The following is a 16,295-nucleotide window of genomic DNA, read 5'->3' on the forward strand; positions in this document are numbered from 1 at the left end:
TTTAGGAAATAGTCATGGAGTGTGCATTTTAAAATAGAGTAACAAGAAAGATTAAAGCCAATTAAACGAAAGCCGTTTAATCAAGCTTTATTAAAACTAAACTTTGATTTTGAGTTGCTTGAGAATATCGCATGCCCCTTTAGCGCCTAATTTGCAACCTTTTTTAAAGTTTTCTATGGCTTGCTTTTCATTCCTTGCTATGCCTTCGCCATTGTATTGCATAGCCCCTAGATTGAAACACCCTCCGCCATTTTTCAACTCGCATGCTTTAGAATAACGAGCGATAGCCTCTTTAAAATTTTTCGCTACACCTTCGCCATGATGATACATATTCCCTGCGTTAAAACACCCTGGGCTGTCTTTTAAATCGCACGCTTTATCATACGAAGCGAGCGCTTTTTTCAAATCTTTAGGCGTGCCCCTGCCGTTATCATACAAACTCCCCAATATCGTGCAACCATCACCATCGTTTAAATCGCACGCTTTCGTGAAATATTCCACAGATTTTGTAAAATCCCTAGTGACCACTTTACCATCATGATAAATCCCCCCTAAACTTGCACACCCTTCAGCGTATTTCAATTCGCACGCTTTAGAGTAGTATTGCAAGGCTTTTTTGGTATTTTGAGACACGCCCTGCCCACCATAATACAAATTGCCTAGCAAATGACACCCATTGCTATAATCCAAATCACACGCTTTCGTATAAAATGAAGCGGCTTTTTTCAAATCCTTTTCCACGCCCTGCCCTTGATAATAAAGCACCCCCAAATTAAAACACCCACTATTTTCTTTTAAATCGCAAGCTTTTTCAAAATATTTCTTAGCTTGAGAAAAATCTTGTTCCTTGTAGCTCTTTGCCCCCAAACTCACAAGCTCTTTAGGATCTTGCTCTGCCATCAAGCTCCCTAAACACAACGCACCCAAACATAAAACCCTAAAAGCGGTTTTTCTAACGCTTCCTAACATCATCATTCTCCTTTTTATTAAAAATCTTATTATAGTGTTATTAAGCAAATACAAAACCACACTCCCATTATTTTAAACATTATTTTAAATGCCAATTAGGTTTTAATGTTAGCCAACGCTTGTTTGCAAAGTTCTATGATTTTATCCCACTCTTTATTTTGCACTAAATTTCTATGGGTAAGCCAACTCCCTCCCACGCACAAAACATTTTCTAATTTCAAATAAGCATGCATGTTATCCACGCTAATGCCCCCAGTAGGGCAAAATTTCACCCCCTTAAAAGGGCCATTAAAAGCGTTTAAAAGTTTAGCGCCTCCGCAATATTCTGCTGGGAAAAATTTTAAGGCGTTATAGCCCAACTCTAAAGCTTGCATGACTTCACTACTGCTAGAAACCCCAGGTATTAGGGGCATGTCTTTTTTCTTTGCGTATTCTAAAAGGCTAGGCGTAAGACCTGGGCTAATCAAAAATTCAGCCCCCCTATTTTGAGCTTGTTCTAATTGATTAAGATTTAAAATTGTGCCAGCACCCACATGCATTTTTGGCACATTTTTAGCGATAAGCTCTATGGCTTCCAAAGCGCAGTTTGAACGCAGAGTAACTTCTATGATTGGAATACCCCCCTCTATTAGGCTTTGCGCTAAAGGCACAGCGTCTTTCAGATCTTCAATCACCACCACAGGGACAATGGGGCTAATTTGTAAAACCTCTATTACTTTATCTTGTATTTTATTTTGCATTTTATATCCTTTATATTTTTATGCCAAAACTCATGGCACCCTCTTCAGCCGTATTGACATTCAATCTTAAGCTCGTAAATAATTCCCTACCTAGCCCAAAACTTGGCTTTTCTAGATCTTTTAAGATTTCTAAAAACAAGGGGTTGATTTCTCTATTTTCAAAATCCTTTTCAAGCACATTTAAAGCGTTATTAGGAGCGTCTAATTCTATTAAATCGCCATCTTTAATCCTAATGATCGCCCCATTCAACGCCCCCTCAGGACTTAAATGGATCGCGCTAGGTACTTTCCCGCTCGCCCCACTCATGCGCCCATCTGTAACAAGCGCGACCTTGTAGCCCATATCCTGCAAAGCCCCTAAATTCGTGGTGAGTTTGTGCAATTCTGGCATGCCATTAAACTTCGGCCCTTGGAAAGGTAAAACAGCCACAAAATCCCTCTCCAATTCTTTATTTTTAAAGCGCTCTAAAAATTCGCTTTGGGTTTTAAAAACAATCGCTCTAGCCTTAATTTTCCTATGTTCATCTTTAATGGCTGAGATTTTAATCACCGCTCGCCCCAAATTACCCTTTAAGATTTTAAGCCCCCCATTAGTGGCAAAAGGCTCGCTAACGGATCGTAGGATGTCGGTATTTAAGCTATGATTGATGGCATCTTTATACACCAATTGATTGTTTTCTAAAAAGGGGGTTTTGGTGTAATTTTGCATGCCTTTTTGCGTTTCGGTATCCATGATCGTATGAGTGTCTTCAAATAAAAGCCCCTCTTTTAACAACTCTTTGATCACAAACGCTAAGCCCCCACACGCTTCAAAAGCATTCACATCGGCTGATCCGTTAGGATAGACTTTAGCTAAAAGGGGTATGAGATTAGAGATTGCGTCAAAATCGTCCCAATTGAGAATGACCCCACAAGATCTAGCGATAGCGATCAAATGTAAAGTATGGTTAGTAGAACCCCCTGTTGCCATTAAACCTATAAGAGCGTTGAGAATACTTTTTTCATCAATGAGTTTGGCTAAAGGCAGGACTTTCCCGCTCGCTAATCTTTTCGCGCTCTCTTCTACTAAAACCTTTCGTAAGGGGTTGTTAGGGTTGATAAAACTAGAATTAGCCGCATGCAATCCCATAAATTCCATCATCATTTGATTGGAATTAGCCGTGCCATAAAAAGTGCAAGTCCCCACATCATGGTAGCTTTGCATTTCTACTTTTAAAAGCTCTTCTCTGTTGATCTTTCCCATTGCAAAATCTTGACGCGCTTTGGCTTTTTTAAAGTTTTCTATCCCACTCACCATAGGCCCGCTTGGCACAAACACGCTCGCTAAATTCCCAAAGCTTAACGCCCCTATGAGTAAGCCTGGCACGATTTTATCGCACACGCCTAAAAAAAACGCCCCATCAAAAACATTATGGCTTAACCCTACGACGGTGCTTAGCGCGATCACATCTCTACTAAACAAGCTCAATTCCATGCCCTCATAACCTTGCGTGATACCATCACACATCGCTGGCACCCCACTAGCGACGCTCGCATAGGCGTTATGCTCTTGCAGTTCTTTTTTAATCAAGTCAGGGTAATCTTTAAAAGGCTGGTGGGCTGAAAGCATGTCATTATAAGCCGTGATGATCGCAAAATGCTTTCTTTTATGCGAACCTAAAGGCATTTTTAAATGCTTTGGCATGCTCGCTGTAACATGCGCGATATTTGCACAACCCAAATTCTCAATCTTGGGCTGGTTTTTAGGGTTAAAGATATTTTCTAAATAAAGCTCTCTGGTTTTTTTGCTACGCTCCGTAATTTTTTCTTTGATTTGTTCTAAAGAATGTTTAGGCATACACACCCCTTCAATTAAGATTTAATATATAATAACTCAAAAACACTCTAAAAGGGTTATTGATGTTAGATTTTGATCTGGTTCTTTTTGGCGCGACTGGGGATTTAGCCATGCGTAAGCTCTTCATTTCGCTCTATGAAATTTATATCCATTATGGTTTTAAAGAGAGTTCTAAAATTATCGCATCTGGGCGTAAAGAACTATCTAATGAAGGGTTTTTAACGCTTCTTTGCGAGAAGACACAACTGCATTCAAGAGAAAAGGGCGAGAAATTTTTAGCCCATATTAGTTATTTTTGCGTTCGTTTGGATAACCCTAAAGACTTTGAAGAATTGAGTAAAATCGCTACAAAAAATAAACCCTTGATTTTCTACTTTTCTATCTCCCCTAGTTTTTTTGCAACGACCGCTCAAAATTTAGCCAAAAACACGCTCAATCACGCCAACACCCGCTTGATTTTAGAAAAACCCTTAGGGCATGATTTAAAGACTTGTAAAGAGATTTTTCAAAGCATTAGCACTTTTTTTAAAGAAGAGCAAATTTTTAGAATCGATCATTATTTAGGGAAAAAAGGCGTTCAAAATATCCTTGAATTACGCTTAAATAACCCTATTTTAAACACTTTATGGGAGCAAATCGCTTCGGTTGAAATCTGCGTGTATGAGACCTTGGGGGTGGAAGAAAGGGGCGAATTTTACGATAAAATCGGAGCTTTAAGGGACATGGTTCAAAACCATCTTTTGCAAATTTTATCCCTTATCGCTACAGATTTACCCAACGATTTAAAAGATTTAAGGCAAGAAAAAATCAAAGTTTTAAAAACCTTACAACCCCCTAAAGATTTTAAAAAACAGGTTATTCGTGCCCAATATCAAGGTTATAGAAATGAAAATAATGTCCATAAAGAAAGCCAAACAGAGACTCTTGTCGCTATTAAAGCCTTTTTAGATACGCCTAAATTTAAAGGCGTGCCTTTCTACCTTAAAACCGCTAAAAAAATGCCCCACAATCAAGCGAGTGTGAAAATCCATTTTAATGCCATCAACACGCTAGAATTTTTTCTCTCAAAAGATAAAATCACTCTCACCCTAAAAGACAATCAAGCCCCCCTTGTTTTAGAAAGCCACAATGTGCAAGAATTTTTACAACCCTACGCTAAATTGCTCTATGATGCGATAGAAAATAACCACAATAATTTCGCCCACCAGCTAGAATTAGAAGCGTCATGGGTGTTTATTGACACGCTTATAGAGGGTTTTATCAATAACGCCACGCCCTTACATTTCTATGAAAGCCACAACCTAAACGAGTTAGAATTTTTAAAACCACTCTATCAATAAAAGGAATTTCATGGGTTATCAATTATTTGAATTTGAAAGTTTAGAAGATTGTAATAAGGCTTTAATAGAGCATTTTAAAGAATTTTTTAACGCTACCTTAAAAAAGCATCATCAAGTTTCTATTGCTTTTTCTGGAGGCCGTTCGCCCATTAGCTTGTTGCAAAAATTGAGCGTTTTAGATCTCAAGTGGCATGAATGTGTAGTCAGTTTAGTAGATGAACGCATTATAGATACAAGCCATAAGGATAGTAATACCAAGTTATTACACGATTATTTGTTGCAAAATAACGCCCTAAAAGCTTCTTTCATTCCGCTTTTACCCAAAGAGATTTCTTGCAATCAAAACGCGCTTTTAAATTTTGCTAACCAGCACTTCAAACAGCCACATTTAGCCATTCTAGGCATGGGGACAGATGGGCATACGGCTAGCCTTTTTCCTGAAACGAGCACTTTTTTAAACGAAGAAAAAGAAAATATCGTCTTAACTAAGCCAGCTAACGCTCCTTATGAACGCCTGAGCATGTCTATTAACGCCTTAGAAAATTGCGAAAAACTTTTTTTAAGCATTAGTGGAGCGGAAAAAAGGGGAGTTTTAGAAAAGGCTTTAAAAGAAAACGCCCCTTATTCTCTACCAATTGCTCGGATTTTACACTCTAAAAAAGTTACCACGGAGGTTTTTTATGCCAAAAACTGAAACTTACCCAAGACTATTAGCCGATATTGGCGGCACAAATGCACGCTTTGGTTTGGAAGTCGCCTCACGACAAATTGAATGCATTGAAGTCTTGCGATGCGAAGATTTTGAAAGCTTGAGCGATGCGGTGCGTTTTTATCTTTCTAAACACCAAGAAAGCCTTAAATTATGCCCTATTTATGGCTCTTTTGCTGTGGCTACGCCCATTATGGGGGATTTTGTCCAAATGACAAACAACCACTGGACTTTTTCTATTGAAACGACACGGCAATGTTTGGGATTAGAGAGATTGCTTGTCGTCAATGATTTTGTCGCGCAAGCCTTTGCCATCAGCACGATGCAAGAAAATGATCTGGCTCAAGTAGGCGGAATCAAGTGCGAAATTAACGCCCCTAAAGCGGTTTTAGGGCCAGGAACTGGGCTTGGGGTAAGCACTCTTATTCAAAATAGCGATGGTTCTTTGAAAGTCTTACCCGGTGAAGGAGGGCATGTGAGCTTTGCCCCTTTTGATGATTTGGAAATTTTAGTGTGGCAATACGCCCGCTCTAAATTCAATCATGTGAGTGCAGAAAGGTTTTTGAGTGGGAGCGGCTTGGTGTTGATTTATGAAGCCCTATCTAAACGAAAAAGCATGGAAAAGGTGGCTAAATTGAGCAAGGCTGAATTGACCCCACAAATCATTAGCGAACGTGCTTTGAATGGGGATTACCCTTTGTGCAGATTGACTTTGGATACTTTTTGCTCCATGCTTGGCACACTCGCTGCTGATGTGGCTCTCACTTTGGGTGCTAGAGGTGGGGTGTATTTGTGTGGGGGGATTATCCCACGATTTATTGACTATTTTAAAACCTCGCCTTTTAGAGCGCGTTTTGAGACAAAAGGGCGCATGGGAGCGTTTCTCGCTTCTATCCCTGTGCATGTCGTGTTGAAAAAAACTCCAGGACTTGACGGAGTAGGCATTGCGTTAGAGAATTATTTACTGCATGATAAAATATAGTGCCGTTCAAATGGAAGCGATTAAAAAGCGTTTTTAAAACCAGTGCAATAACGCAAGCTCTGTGTTTGATTTGGTTTTATTTCAATAGTGCATTGATCATTAAATCTAAAAAATGCTAAAAAGCGTTTTTTACAATTCTAAAACAATAAAGAGCTTGACACTAGTCAAGTGATAGCTTTAAAAAGCGGTCTTATTTGAACAACGATACCATATAACCAATAATTGTAAAAATAGTTAAATCCATAAAAATACAAGCAAACCATAAAAACGATACAATAACGGTATTTTATGAAATAAGGAGTTTTTATGAGAGTCCAATCTAAAGGTTTTGCTATTTTTTCTAAAGACGGGCATTTCAAACCCCATGATTTTAGCCGCCATGCTATAGGCCCTCAAGATGTGTTGATTGACATTCATTATGCAGGGATTTGTCATAGCGATATTCATAGCGCTTATAGCGAATGGAAAGAAGGCATCTACCCTATGATTCCTGGGCATGAAATTGCTGGGGTCATCAAAGAAGTGGGTAAGGAAGTTAAGAAATTTAAAGTGGGTGATGTGGTGGGAGTGGGCTGTTTTGTCAATTCATGCAAAACTTGTAAGCCATGTAAAGAACACCAAGAGCAATTTTGTGCTAACCACAAAACGGTATTCACTTATGATTGTTTGGATTATTTCCATGACAATGAACCCCACATGGGCGGATACTCTAATAACATTGTGGTAGATGAAAATTATGTGATTAGCGTGGATAAAAACGCTCCTTTAGAAAAAGTAGCCCCCTTGCTTTGTGCGGGCATCACCACTTATTCGCCCTTAAAATTTTCTAAGGTTACTAAAGGCACAAAAGTCGGCGTCGCTGGGTTTGGTGGGCTAGGAAGCATGGCGGTTAAATACGCTGTGGTCATGGGGGCTGAAGTGAGCGTTTTTGCAAGAAACGAACACAAAAAACAAGACGCTTTAAGCATGGGGGCTAAACATTTCTACACTGACCCTAAAAATTGTAAAGAAGAATTGGATTTTATCATTTCAACCATTCCCACCCACTATGATTTAAAGGACTATCTCAAGCTCTTAACTTATAACGGCGATCTAGCCCTTGTGGGACTCCCCCCTATAGAAGTGGCTCCAACGCTTAATGTTTTTGATTTTATCAGTTTGGGTAATCGCAAGGTTTATGGCTCATTGATTGGGGGCATTAAAGAAACCCAAGAGATGATGGATTTCTCCATTAAACACAATATTTACCCTGAAATAGATTTGATTTTAGGCAAGGATATTGATACGGCTTACCATAACCTAACCCATGGGAAAGCAAAATTCCGCTATGTGATTGATATGAAAAAATCGTTTGACTAAAGACTTTTAACTCTAGCTCTTTTTTAAGAGCTTGATTAAGATTTTTTTTACAATCCCATGAAGTCCTAGAACTTTAAGGATCTTACTGACCACCTTTTTAGGTATAAAAAACACCAAAAAAACAAGTCTCTTTAGGATTCTAAGAACCTTACGAACCGCCCTTATAGCTAATGATTTAGGCATAAAAAACACTAGATGAATAAGCTTATTGAAAAATCTTTTCACTAAAGCACAAGTTATATCAAAAATTTTTGAATGGATTTTTCTTTCTTTAAACACAACAAACAAATACGACTTGAAAAACAAATACGGAGTTTTAAAAAGAATGTCTTTTGAAGACTTTGTTGAAGAAAAATAATGTTGTTGAGCCATTTTTGTGGTGTAAAAGCTCTCATTAAGATGTATTTGTCTGGTGTAATCGCTCATAAAAGGGGTTTTAGCCAAGGCGTTTAGCCATAAATCCGCTTTCAAACCAAAAGGGTAATCCCAAGGTTTCACCGCACCCCACCAAGCGTCATAGTGGATAATGATAGGGTTCTTTCGTGCCTCTAAAATGGTTTTTTTATAATTCTCGTTTAAGTATGCATTAGAAAAATCTTTAACCGTGTAATGCCAAGGGAAAACGCAATACTCAATCCCTAAAGCTTTCATGTTAGGCCAACACCACTTTGTAAAATCCAATTCCTCTTTAGCCTTATTCCTCTTTAAAAGCCCATGCATTTTTAAAGCAAAATTTTTCTCGCGTTGGTAACCTAAATTACAAAACAAAAACCCTTCCATCATGTGGTTCTTTTCAACTTCCAAAACCCCATGAAAATAATTTTCATCATCTTCTTTAATGTTTAAAAAATCAGCGCTAAATTCTCTGCAAAAGATAACATCCGCATCGCTCCACACCATTTTAGAATATTCAGGGAATAAATCCGCCAAAAAATACTTCACTAACACCATTTTAGAAAAACGCTTGGTAAAATCCTCATCAAAAGGGTTAGGAATAGTGTCTAAAAAAAGCTCAACATCTCTCACTTCTAAAGCGGCAAATTCTTTAAAAGGCTCTGCAATTTGGTGGAGTTTCGCTATATCTTGCTCATTTAGACCTACCACTAAAGCGTATAGAGTGTAACACACTTTTTTACTAGCTTTAGCGATACTTTCCAATAAAGAATAAATGCACGCACCCGCAGGAATGAGGTAATTTTTATCAAATGCAAAAGCGATAGGAATATGAGAATCTTGCTCTTTGAGAGAATGGTTTGAAACTAAAGCCATAGAAAATTAAACGCCCTTTTTTAAAGCTATTTTATCCAAAAAAAAAAAAAAAACCAAACTTGAAATGGTTCCGTCTATCCATTTTATATATCTTAATGGCAAACAATCTAAAAATATCCCTTGCATTTTATCTTTAATGCTACAATTTTAAAAGATGATGAAAGGGGCTGTGTTTAATTTGATTTTCTTGAAAAAATCTCTTTGTGCGTTGTTGTTTTCAAGTTTTTTAATAGCACCTTTAATGAAAGCGGCTAGTTTTGTCTATGACTTGAAGTTTATGAGCTTTAATTACAATTTACTTTCCCCTCCAAATAACCCTTATTGGAATAGCCTAACCAACATGAAAGTGCGTCTCATACCTCAAATTGGCGTCCAATTAGACAAAAGACAAGCCTTAATGCTTGGAGCGTGGTTCATTCAAAATTTACACACGCATTATAGCTATTTCCCCTATTCGTGGGGGGTTACGATGTATTATCAATACATAGGGAAAAATTTGAGATTTTTTTTAGGGATTGTGCCACGAAGCTATCAAATAGGGCATTACCCTTTGAGCGCTTTTAAAAAACTTTTTTGGTTTATCGATCCTACTTTTAGGGGAGGGGCGTTCCAATTCAAACCGGCTTATGATCCTAATCGTTGGTGGAATGGGTGGTTTGAGAGCGTTGTTGATTGGTATGGGGGGCGTAATTGGAATAATCAGCCCAAAAAGAAAAATTACGACTTCAGCCAATTTTTGTATTTTGTTTCTTCAGAATTTCAATTTCTTAAAGGGTATTTAGGTTTAGGGGGACAACTTGTGATCTTTCATAACGCCAGCTCTCATAGCATGGGAGATAACTACCCTTATGGTGGGAATTCCTACTTTAAACCAGGCGATGCAACCCCACAATGGCCTAATGGCTACCCTTATTTCAGTCAAAAAGATAATCCACAAGGTGGCGAAATAGGAAAATACTCTAACCCTACCATTTTGGATAGGATTTATTACCATGCTTATCTTAAAGCGGATTTTAAAAACCTCATGCCTTATATGGATAATATCTTTATGACCTTTGGCACGCAATCGTCTCAAACTCATTATTGCGTACGTTATGCTAGTGAGTGTAAAAACGCTCAATTTTATAACAGCTTTGGGGGAGAATTTTACGCCCAAGTGCAATACAAAGGCTTTGGGATTTTTAACAGGTATTATTTTTCCAACAAACCCCAAATGCACTTTTATGCCACTTATGGCCAATCCCTTTATACTGGGTTGCCATGGTATAGAGCCCCTAATTTTGATATGATAGGTCTTTATTATGTTTATAAAAATAAATGGGTGAGCGTGCGAGCGGATGCGTTTTTTAACTTTTTAGGTGGGGGCGATGGGTATCATTTGTATGGCAAAGGGGGTAAGTGGATCACCACTTATCAGCAATTTTTAACCCTATCCATAGACACACAAGAGCTAATTGATTTTGTCAAATCTAAAATTCCTAATAAGTAACTTTAAAAATTATAAATATAATTCACATAAGCGACCGGCAAGCGGTGCCATAAAGTGGTCGCGCTCAAGCCATCAATAATCTCCGTTTTTTTGTTAGGAATGACAGGGAATTTCAACCCAAAAGCGATTTCATTATGAAAAGATCCCAAACGAACGCCCACATTCACAAGCAGTTGGAAGAGCGAATTTTCTTTGCCTAAATTTTGAGCGATAACCCCATGCATAGCATTTCCTGGTGTGTAAGTCGCCCCTGCAATTCCCAAACCAAACTCTACCCCCAAAAACCTTTTTGGCGAATTGATACCATCCCATAGAGCGCTAAATTCCAAACCATAAGTAGAAATACAGGATTTGTGCGAAGAAAAAGTCTGATCATAAAACAACCCATAGCGCAAACCCACATGCTCTATATCTTTTGTTTTAGCCACAAATTTCCCCCCTAGCACCACGCCAAAGCCATTGCCTGTCATAAAATACGATTCATTTGTCGTTTTAGAGCTAAAAAATGTGTTGATCGCACTAAGCTGATACCCAACCCCTAAATAAAACGCATTCCTGTCCGCTAATTTAGGTTTTTTCGCTCCATCAAGCTCTGCGGCTTGAAGCGATGATAATAACGCCATGCCAATCAATATTTTGATCGTTGCTTTATCCATAACCAAACCCTTTTGTTTTATCTTGCCCCACACTCGCCCCACATTAAGATCAAATCGCACCCTAAATAATAACAAAGTTTAAAATAAATATGAGCGGTTTTTATCAAATACCCGTAAAAACAACCTTAATTTTTGGCAATATGCCCCCTATTTTTTTATAAAATTCCTAAAAAGGTGCTGTTATAAGACATGTTAGTGGTTTTTCTTGTATAATTTGGATATATTCAGTTTATTTTTATACGATATTAAGGAGACATACTATCATGCTTCAAATTAGATGGCATGCACGAGCTGGTCAGGGTGCTATCACAGGCGCTAAAGGGTTAGCTGATGTGATTTCAAAAACAGGTAAAGAAGTGCAAGCGTTCGCTTCTTATGGTTCAGCCAAAAGGGGGGCTGCTATGATGGCTTATAACCGCGTTGATGATGAGCCTATTTTAAACCATGAGCACTTCATGCAGCCTGATTATGTGCTAGTGATTGATCCGGGTTTGGTTTTCATTGAAAATATCTTCGCTGACGAAAAAGAAGACACTACCTATATTATCACTAGTTACCTCAGCAAAGAAGAGTTGTTTGAAAAAAAACCCGAATTAAAAACCCGTAAGGTGTTTTTGGTGGATTGCTTAAAAATCTCTATGGAAACCTTGAAGCGCCCTATCCCTAACACGCCTATGTTGGGAGCGTTGATGAAAGTGTCTGGCATGCTTGAAATTGGGGCTTTTAAAGAAGCTTTTAAGAAAGTTTTAGGCAAAAAACTCACGCAAGAAGTCATTGACGCTAACATGCTCGCTATCCAAAGAGCTTATGAAGAAGTTCAATAACATTAAGGAAAAAAGATGAAAGATTGGAATGAATTTGAAATGGGAGCGGTGCTATTCCCTTTTGAAAAAAACGCGCAAAGCGAAATAGAAAAACACAACGATGAGCGCCATTACACAAAGCAAAGTTACTTCACCACTTCAGTGGCTCATTGGCGTGTGGCTAAGCCTGTGCATAATAATAACATTTGCATCAATTGCTTTAATTGTTGGGTTTATTGCCCAGACGCTGCCATTCTTTCAAGAGAGGGCAAGTTAAAGGGTGTAGATTATTCTCATTGTAAGGGCTGTGGCGTGTGCGTGAGTGTCTGCCCCACCAACCCTAAATCGCTATGGATGTTTGAAGAACAAATTGAGCCTGCCACCGCACTCACTCAATGGCCGCAAAAAGAAGAAAAGAAAAAATCATAAGGAAAAAATATGGCAAAAAGTATTGAATTGCAAGAAATAGAAGTGTGGGATGGCAATACCGCTAGCTCTAACGCTTTAAGACAGGCTCAAATTGATGTCATCGCAGCCTACCCTATCACCCCATCGACGCCCATCGTACAAAATTATGGCTCATTTAAGGATAATGGCTATATTGATGGCGAATTTGTTTTAGTGGAATCTGAGCATGCTGCTATGAGTGCATGCGTAGGAGCGGCCGCTGCTGGAGGAAGGGTGAGCACTGCGACTAGCTCTCAAGGTTTAGCGCTAATGGTAGAAGTTTTATACCAAGCCTCTGGCATGCGTTTGCCTATTGTTTTAAACTTGGTCAATCGTGCTTTAGCAGCCCCTTTAAATATCCATGGCGATCATTCTGATATGTATTTGAGTAGGGATTCTGGCTGGATAAGTTTATGCACATGCAACCCTCAAGAAGCCTATGATTTCACTTTAATGGCGTTTAGGATCGCAGAGCATCAAAAGGTGCGCGTGCCTACTATTGTCAATCAAGATGGTTTTTTATGCTCACACACCGTGCAAAATGTCCGTCCCTTAAGCGATGCAGTGGCTTATCAATTTGTGGGCGAATACCAAACCAAACATTCCCTTTTAGATTTTGATAAACCGGTAAGCTATGGAGCACAAGCTGAAGAAGAATGGCATTATGAGCATAAAGCCCAACTCCACCATGCGATCATGAACGCGCCTTCTGTGATTGAAGAAGTGTTTAATGATTTCGCTAAACTGACAGGCAGGCAATACCATTTAACCAAAACTTTCCAGCTAGAAGACGCTGAAATCGCTATCTTTGCGTTAGGGACTACTTATGAATCCGCTATCGTAGCAGCTAAAGAAATGCGTAAAAAAGGCATTAAGGCCGGCGTGGCGACCATCCATTCTTTACGCCCCTTCCCTTATGAAAGATTGGGGCAGGATTTGAAAAATCTTAAAGCTTTAGCAATTTTGGATAAAAGCTCTCCAGCCGGTGCTATGGGGGCGATGTTTAATGAAGTAACGAGTGCGGTGTATCAAACCCAAGGGACTAAACATCCGGTAGTGTCTAACTATATCTATGGTTTAGGCGAAAGGGATATGACGATCGCGCATTTATGCGAGATTTTTGAAGAAATCAATGAAGACGCTCTTAAAAGCACGCTCACGCACCCTACCCAACAATTCGTAGGCTTGCGCGGTCCTAAAATAAGCTTTTTTTAAAAAGGAAATATCATGGTAAAAGAAGTCAAAACACTCAAAGGTTTTAGCCAAAGTGCTGAAAAATTCCAAGGCTCGCACTTGCTTTGTCCAGGTTGTGGGCATGGCATTATCGTGCGTGAAGTTCTAAACGCCGTAGATGGGCCTATTGTTTTAGGTAATTCTACCGGTTGTTTAGAAGTATGCTCGGCTGTGTATCCGCACACTTCATGGGATGTGCCTTGGATTCATATTGGTTTTGAAAATGGCTCTACGGCTATTTCAGGGGTAGAGGCTATGTATAAGGCACTAGTGAATAAGGGTCGTTATAATGGTCAAAAGCCCAAATTCGTGGCGTTTGGAGGCGATGGGGCTAGTTATGATATTGGTTTTCAATTTATCAGCGGTTGCATGGAGAGAGGGCATGACATGACTTATATTTGCTTAGATAATGAAAACTACGCCAATACCGGTGGTCAAAGAAGCGGTTCTACGCCATTAGGGGCAAGCACTTCCACCACGCCAGCGGGATCAGTTAGCTTTGGCAAAAAAGAAAAGAAAAAAGACATTGTCAATATCATGGCAAGCCACGGAATTCCTTATGTGGCACAACTCTCTCCTAACAAATGGAAAGACATGAACAAAAAGATTAAAACTGCACTAGACACTGAAGGGCCTTGCTTTATTAACGCTCTTAGCCCATGCACAACTGAATGGAAATTTGAATCCAATAAAACCATTGAATTAGCGGATATGGCTGTGGATAGCTTGATGTTCCCCTTATTTGAAATTTTTAATGGCAGAGAATTAAAAATCACTTACCGCCCAAGAAATATCATTCCTGTAAGGGATTATTTAGGGGCACAAAAACGCTTCAAACACCTTTTCAAAAAGGAAAACGAGCATGTCATTGAAGAATTGCAAAAAGATGTGAATGAGCGTTGGGAATACTTGCAACGCAGAGAAGAAGCTAAAGTATAACTCTTCAATCAAATCAAGGGGCTTTTTGGGTGCATCTTTTATCCCCTTGATTTTACCCCTTTCGAATAAATTCTAGATTTTAAGGATTGTTGGTGTTAGAACGCTATGCGAATGAAGAAATGAAAGCCTTATGGAGCGAGCGAACCAAGTTTGAAACCTATTTAGAAGTGGAAAAAGCTGTGGTTAGGGCATGGAATAAGCTTGGACAAATCAATGATAGCGATTGCGAAAAAATCTGCTCTCAAGCGAAGTTTAACCTGAAGCGCATCAAAGAAATTGAAAAGACCACTAAACATGATTTAATCGCTTTCACTATGTGCGTGGCTGAAAGCTTGGGCGAAGAGTCTCGCTTTTTTCATTATGGCATCACTTCTAGTGATTGCATTGACACAGCTATGGCATTATTGATGACAAAAAGTTTAAAGCTCATTCAAAAAAGCGTTAAAAACCTCTATGAAACACTTAAAAATAGGGCTTTAGAGCATAAAGACACGCTAATGGTAGGCAGAAGCCATGGGGTGTTTGGCGAACCCATCACTTTTGGTTTAGTTTTAGCCCTTTTTGCTGATGAAATCAAACGGCATTTAAAAGCCTTGGATTTGACGATGGAGTTTATTAGCGTGGGGGCGATTAGTGGAGCTATGGGGAATTTCGCGCACGCTCCCTTAGAATTAGAAGAATTAGCGTGCGGATTTTTAGGTTTAAAAACAGCCAGTATCAGCAATCAAGTCATTCAAAGAGATCGCTACGCTAGGCTTGCATGCGATTTGGCTCTTTTAGCGAGCAGTTGTGAAAAAATCGCTATCAATATCCGCCATTTGCAACGCAGTGAAGTCTATGAAGTGGAAGAATACTTTTCAATAGGGCAAAAGGGAAGCTCTGCGATGCCCCATAAAAGAAACCCCATATTGAGCGAAAATATCACTGGGCTTTGTAGGGTGATTCGCTCTTTTACGACCCCTATGCTAGAAAATGTTGCCCTATGGCATGAAAGAGACATGAGCCATAGCTCTGTGGAGCGTTTTGCCTTACCCGATCTATTTATCACTAGCGATTTTATGCTCAGCCGCTTGAATGGCGTGGTTGAAAATTTAGTGGTCTATCCCAAGAACATGCTTAAAAATTTAGCCTTGAGTGGGGGGTTAGTCTTTTCGCAACGAGTATTATTAGAATTGCCTAAAAAAGGTTTGAGCAGAGAAGAAAGCTATAAAATCGTGCAAGAAAATGCGATGAAAATATGGGAAGTTTTGCAACAAGGCACCTTTAAAAACGCTGATGAAAATTTGTTTTTGAACGCCCTGCTTGATGATGAACGCTTGAAAAAATATTTGAGCAAGGATGAAATCAAAGCGTGTTTTGATTATAGCTATTACACTAAAAATGTAGATGCGATTTTTAAAAGGGTGTTTGAATAAGGCGCGATTTTACAAAAAATTTTGGCTTTATTCATTGAGTGATAAAGTTTAAAATAATAAAATAAAGTTTTCATTTTTTAAAAAATTAAAATTTCACTCAAAGGGGAT

At 38.9% G+C, this 16,295-nt stretch carries 15 protein-coding genes; 10 read left to right on the plus strand and 5 right to left on the minus strand.

The genetic code is table 11. From position 1 onward, the window contains the following. Positions 1-96: 96 nt before the first annotated feature. From DYI00_RS04590 to edd, 3 genes are all read right to left on the minus strand, one after another. Positions 97-969 carry an SEL1-like repeat protein gene (locus tag DYI00_RS04590; RefSeq protein WP_041600262.1) on the minus strand — a complete coding sequence of 291 codons (873 nt, stop codon included), beginning with the start codon at positions 967-969 and terminating at the stop codon, positions 97-99. Between the two features lie 95 nt (positions 970-1,064). Next, the gene (locus DYI00_RS04595) at positions 1,065-1,697 is read right to left on the minus strand and encodes a bifunctional 4-hydroxy-2-oxoglutarate aldolase/2-dehydro-3-deoxy-phosphogluconate aldolase (RefSeq protein WP_041600261.1); all 633 of its coding nucleotides are present in this window, start codon (positions 1,695-1,697) and stop codon (positions 1,065-1,067) included. Between the two features lie 22 nt (positions 1,698-1,719). Beyond that, positions 1,720-3,546 (minus strand): phosphogluconate dehydratase, encoded by a 1,827-nt coding sequence (gene edd, locus DYI00_RS04600; RefSeq protein WP_011577387.1) that lies wholly within the window; start codon positions 3,544-3,546, stop codon positions 1,720-1,722. A 62-nt stretch (positions 3,547-3,608) separates the two neighbouring features. Here edd and DYI00_RS04605 point away from each other — a divergent pair, with 62 nt between their 5' ends. The 4 genes from DYI00_RS04605 (at position 3,609) to DYI00_RS04620 (ending at position 7,936) form a co-directional block, all read left to right on the plus strand. Further along, positions 3,609-4,886, plus strand: a complete 1,278-nt coding sequence (locus DYI00_RS04605; protein ID WP_011577386.1) for a glucose-6-phosphate dehydrogenase — start codon at positions 3,609-3,611, stop codon at positions 4,884-4,886. A 10-nt stretch (positions 4,887-4,896) separates the two neighbouring features. Further along, positions 4,897-5,580, plus strand: a complete 684-nt coding sequence (pgl, locus tag DYI00_RS04610; RefSeq protein ID WP_011577385.1) for a 6-phosphogluconolactonase — start codon at positions 4,897-4,899, stop codon at positions 5,578-5,580. Further along, positions 5,567-6,577 (plus strand): glucokinase, encoded by a 1,011-nt coding sequence (locus DYI00_RS04615; protein ID WP_011577384.1) that lies wholly within the window; start codon positions 5,567-5,569, stop codon positions 6,575-6,577. The genes pgl and DYI00_RS04615 overlap by 14 nt, the downstream gene beginning before the upstream one ends. Positions 6,578-6,883: 306 nt before the next feature. After that, the gene (locus DYI00_RS04620) at positions 6,884-7,936 is read left to right on the plus strand and encodes an NAD(P)-dependent alcohol dehydrogenase (RefSeq protein WP_011577383.1); all 1,053 of its coding nucleotides are present in this window, start codon (positions 6,884-6,886) and stop codon (positions 7,934-7,936) included. A gap of 12 nt (positions 7,937-7,948) precedes the next feature. Here DYI00_RS04620 and DYI00_RS04625 read toward each other — a convergent pair whose 3' ends face one another. Beyond that, the gene (locus DYI00_RS04625) at positions 7,949-9,205 is read right to left on the minus strand and encodes a glycosyltransferase (RefSeq protein WP_104687410.1); all 1,257 of its coding nucleotides are present in this window, start codon (positions 9,203-9,205) and stop codon (positions 7,949-7,951) included. A gap of 178 nt (positions 9,206-9,383) precedes the next feature. On the opposite strand from DYI00_RS04625, the gene DYI00_RS04635 reads away from it, so the two are divergent. Continuing rightward, a complete protein-coding gene (locus tag DYI00_RS04635; RefSeq protein ID WP_011577381.1) occupies positions 9,384-10,694 on the plus strand; it encodes a hypothetical protein in 1,311 nt (436 codons plus the stop codon). A gap of 2 nt (positions 10,695-10,696) precedes the next feature. Here the strand turns inward: DYI00_RS04635 and DYI00_RS04640 are convergent, their stop codons facing one another. Further along, entirely contained in the window at positions 10,697-11,350 is a 654-nt protein-coding gene (locus DYI00_RS04640) for an outer membrane protein (RefSeq protein WP_011577380.1), read from the minus strand. Positions 11,351-11,613: 263 nt separating this feature from the next. On the opposite strand from DYI00_RS04640, the gene DYI00_RS04645 reads away from it, so the two are divergent. The 5 genes from DYI00_RS04645 (at position 11,614) to purB (ending at position 16,187) form a co-directional block, all read left to right on the plus strand. Then, positions 11,614-12,174 carry a pyruvate flavodoxin oxidoreductase subunit gamma gene (locus DYI00_RS04645; protein ID WP_104709332.1) on the plus strand — a complete coding sequence of 187 codons (561 nt, stop codon included), beginning with the start codon at positions 11,614-11,616 and terminating at the stop codon, positions 12,172-12,174. 15 nt (positions 12,175-12,189) lie between these two features. Continuing rightward, positions 12,190-12,582 (plus strand): 4Fe-4S dicluster-binding protein, encoded by a 393-nt coding sequence (locus DYI00_RS04650; RefSeq protein ID WP_011577378.1) that lies wholly within the window; start codon positions 12,190-12,192, stop codon positions 12,580-12,582. Positions 12,583-12,591: 9 nt separating this feature from the next. After that, complete coding sequence (locus DYI00_RS04655) at positions 12,592-13,815, plus strand: 2-oxoacid:ferredoxin oxidoreductase subunit alpha (RefSeq protein ID WP_011577377.1); 1,224 nt, start codon at positions 12,592-12,594, stop codon at positions 13,813-13,815. A 12-nt stretch (positions 13,816-13,827) separates the two neighbouring features. Beyond that, on the plus strand, positions 13,828-14,772 hold the full coding sequence (locus tag DYI00_RS04660; RefSeq protein ID WP_011577376.1) for a thiamine pyrophosphate-dependent enzyme: 945 nt from the start codon (positions 13,828-13,830) through the stop codon (positions 14,770-14,772). Between the two features lie 92 nt (positions 14,773-14,864). After that, on the plus strand, positions 14,865-16,187 hold the full coding sequence (gene purB / locus DYI00_RS04665; RefSeq protein ID WP_011577375.1) for an adenylosuccinate lyase: 1,323 nt from the start codon (positions 14,865-14,867) through the stop codon (positions 16,185-16,187). The last annotated feature ends 108 nt before the right edge of the window (positions 16,188-16,295 follow it).

It is taken from the genome of Helicobacter acinonychis (genome assembly GCF_900461455.1).
GTDB lineage: Bacteria > Campylobacterota > Campylobacteria > Campylobacterales > Helicobacteraceae > Helicobacter > Helicobacter acinonychis.

What these genes read in the sequence shown, in the direction of transcription:
- DYI00_RS04590 (WP_041600262.1), bottom strand. Translation starts at nt 969, where the DNA reads ATGTTAGGAAGCGTTAGAAAAACCGCTTTTAGGGTTTTATGTTTGGGT.
- edd (WP_011577387.1), bottom strand. Translation starts at nt 3,546, where the DNA reads ATGCCTAAACATTCTTTAGAACAAATCAAAGAAAAAATTACGGAGCGT.
- DYI00_RS04605 (WP_011577386.1), top strand. Translation starts at nt 3,609, where the DNA reads ATGTTAGATTTTGATCTGGTTCTTTTTGGCGCGACTGGGGATTTAGCC.
- pgl (WP_011577385.1), top strand. Translation starts at nt 4,897, where the DNA reads ATGGGTTATCAATTATTTGAATTTGAAAGTTTAGAAGATTGTAATAAG.
- DYI00_RS04615 (WP_011577384.1), top strand. Translation starts at nt 5,567, where the DNA reads ATGCCAAAAACTGAAACTTACCCAAGACTATTAGCCGATATTGGCGGC.
- DYI00_RS04620 (WP_011577383.1), top strand. Translation starts at nt 6,884, where the DNA reads ATGAGAGTCCAATCTAAAGGTTTTGCTATTTTTTCTAAAGACGGGCAT.
- DYI00_RS04625 (WP_104687410.1), bottom strand. Translation starts at nt 9,205, where the DNA reads ATGGCTTTAGTTTCAAACCATTCTCTCAAAGAGCAAGATTCTCATATT.
- DYI00_RS04640 (WP_011577380.1), bottom strand. Translation starts at nt 11,350, where the DNA reads ATGGATAAAGCAACGATCAAAATATTGATTGGCATGGCGTTATTATCA.
- DYI00_RS04645 (WP_104709332.1), top strand. Translation starts at nt 11,614, where the DNA reads ATGCTTCAAATTAGATGGCATGCACGAGCTGGTCAGGGTGCTATCACA.
- DYI00_RS04650 (WP_011577378.1), top strand. Translation starts at nt 12,190, where the DNA reads ATGAAAGATTGGAATGAATTTGAAATGGGAGCGGTGCTATTCCCTTTT.
- DYI00_RS04655 (WP_011577377.1), top strand. Translation starts at nt 12,592, where the DNA reads ATGGCAAAAAGTATTGAATTGCAAGAAATAGAAGTGTGGGATGGCAAT.
- DYI00_RS04660 (WP_011577376.1), top strand. Translation starts at nt 13,828, where the DNA reads ATGGTAAAAGAAGTCAAAACACTCAAAGGTTTTAGCCAAAGTGCTGAA.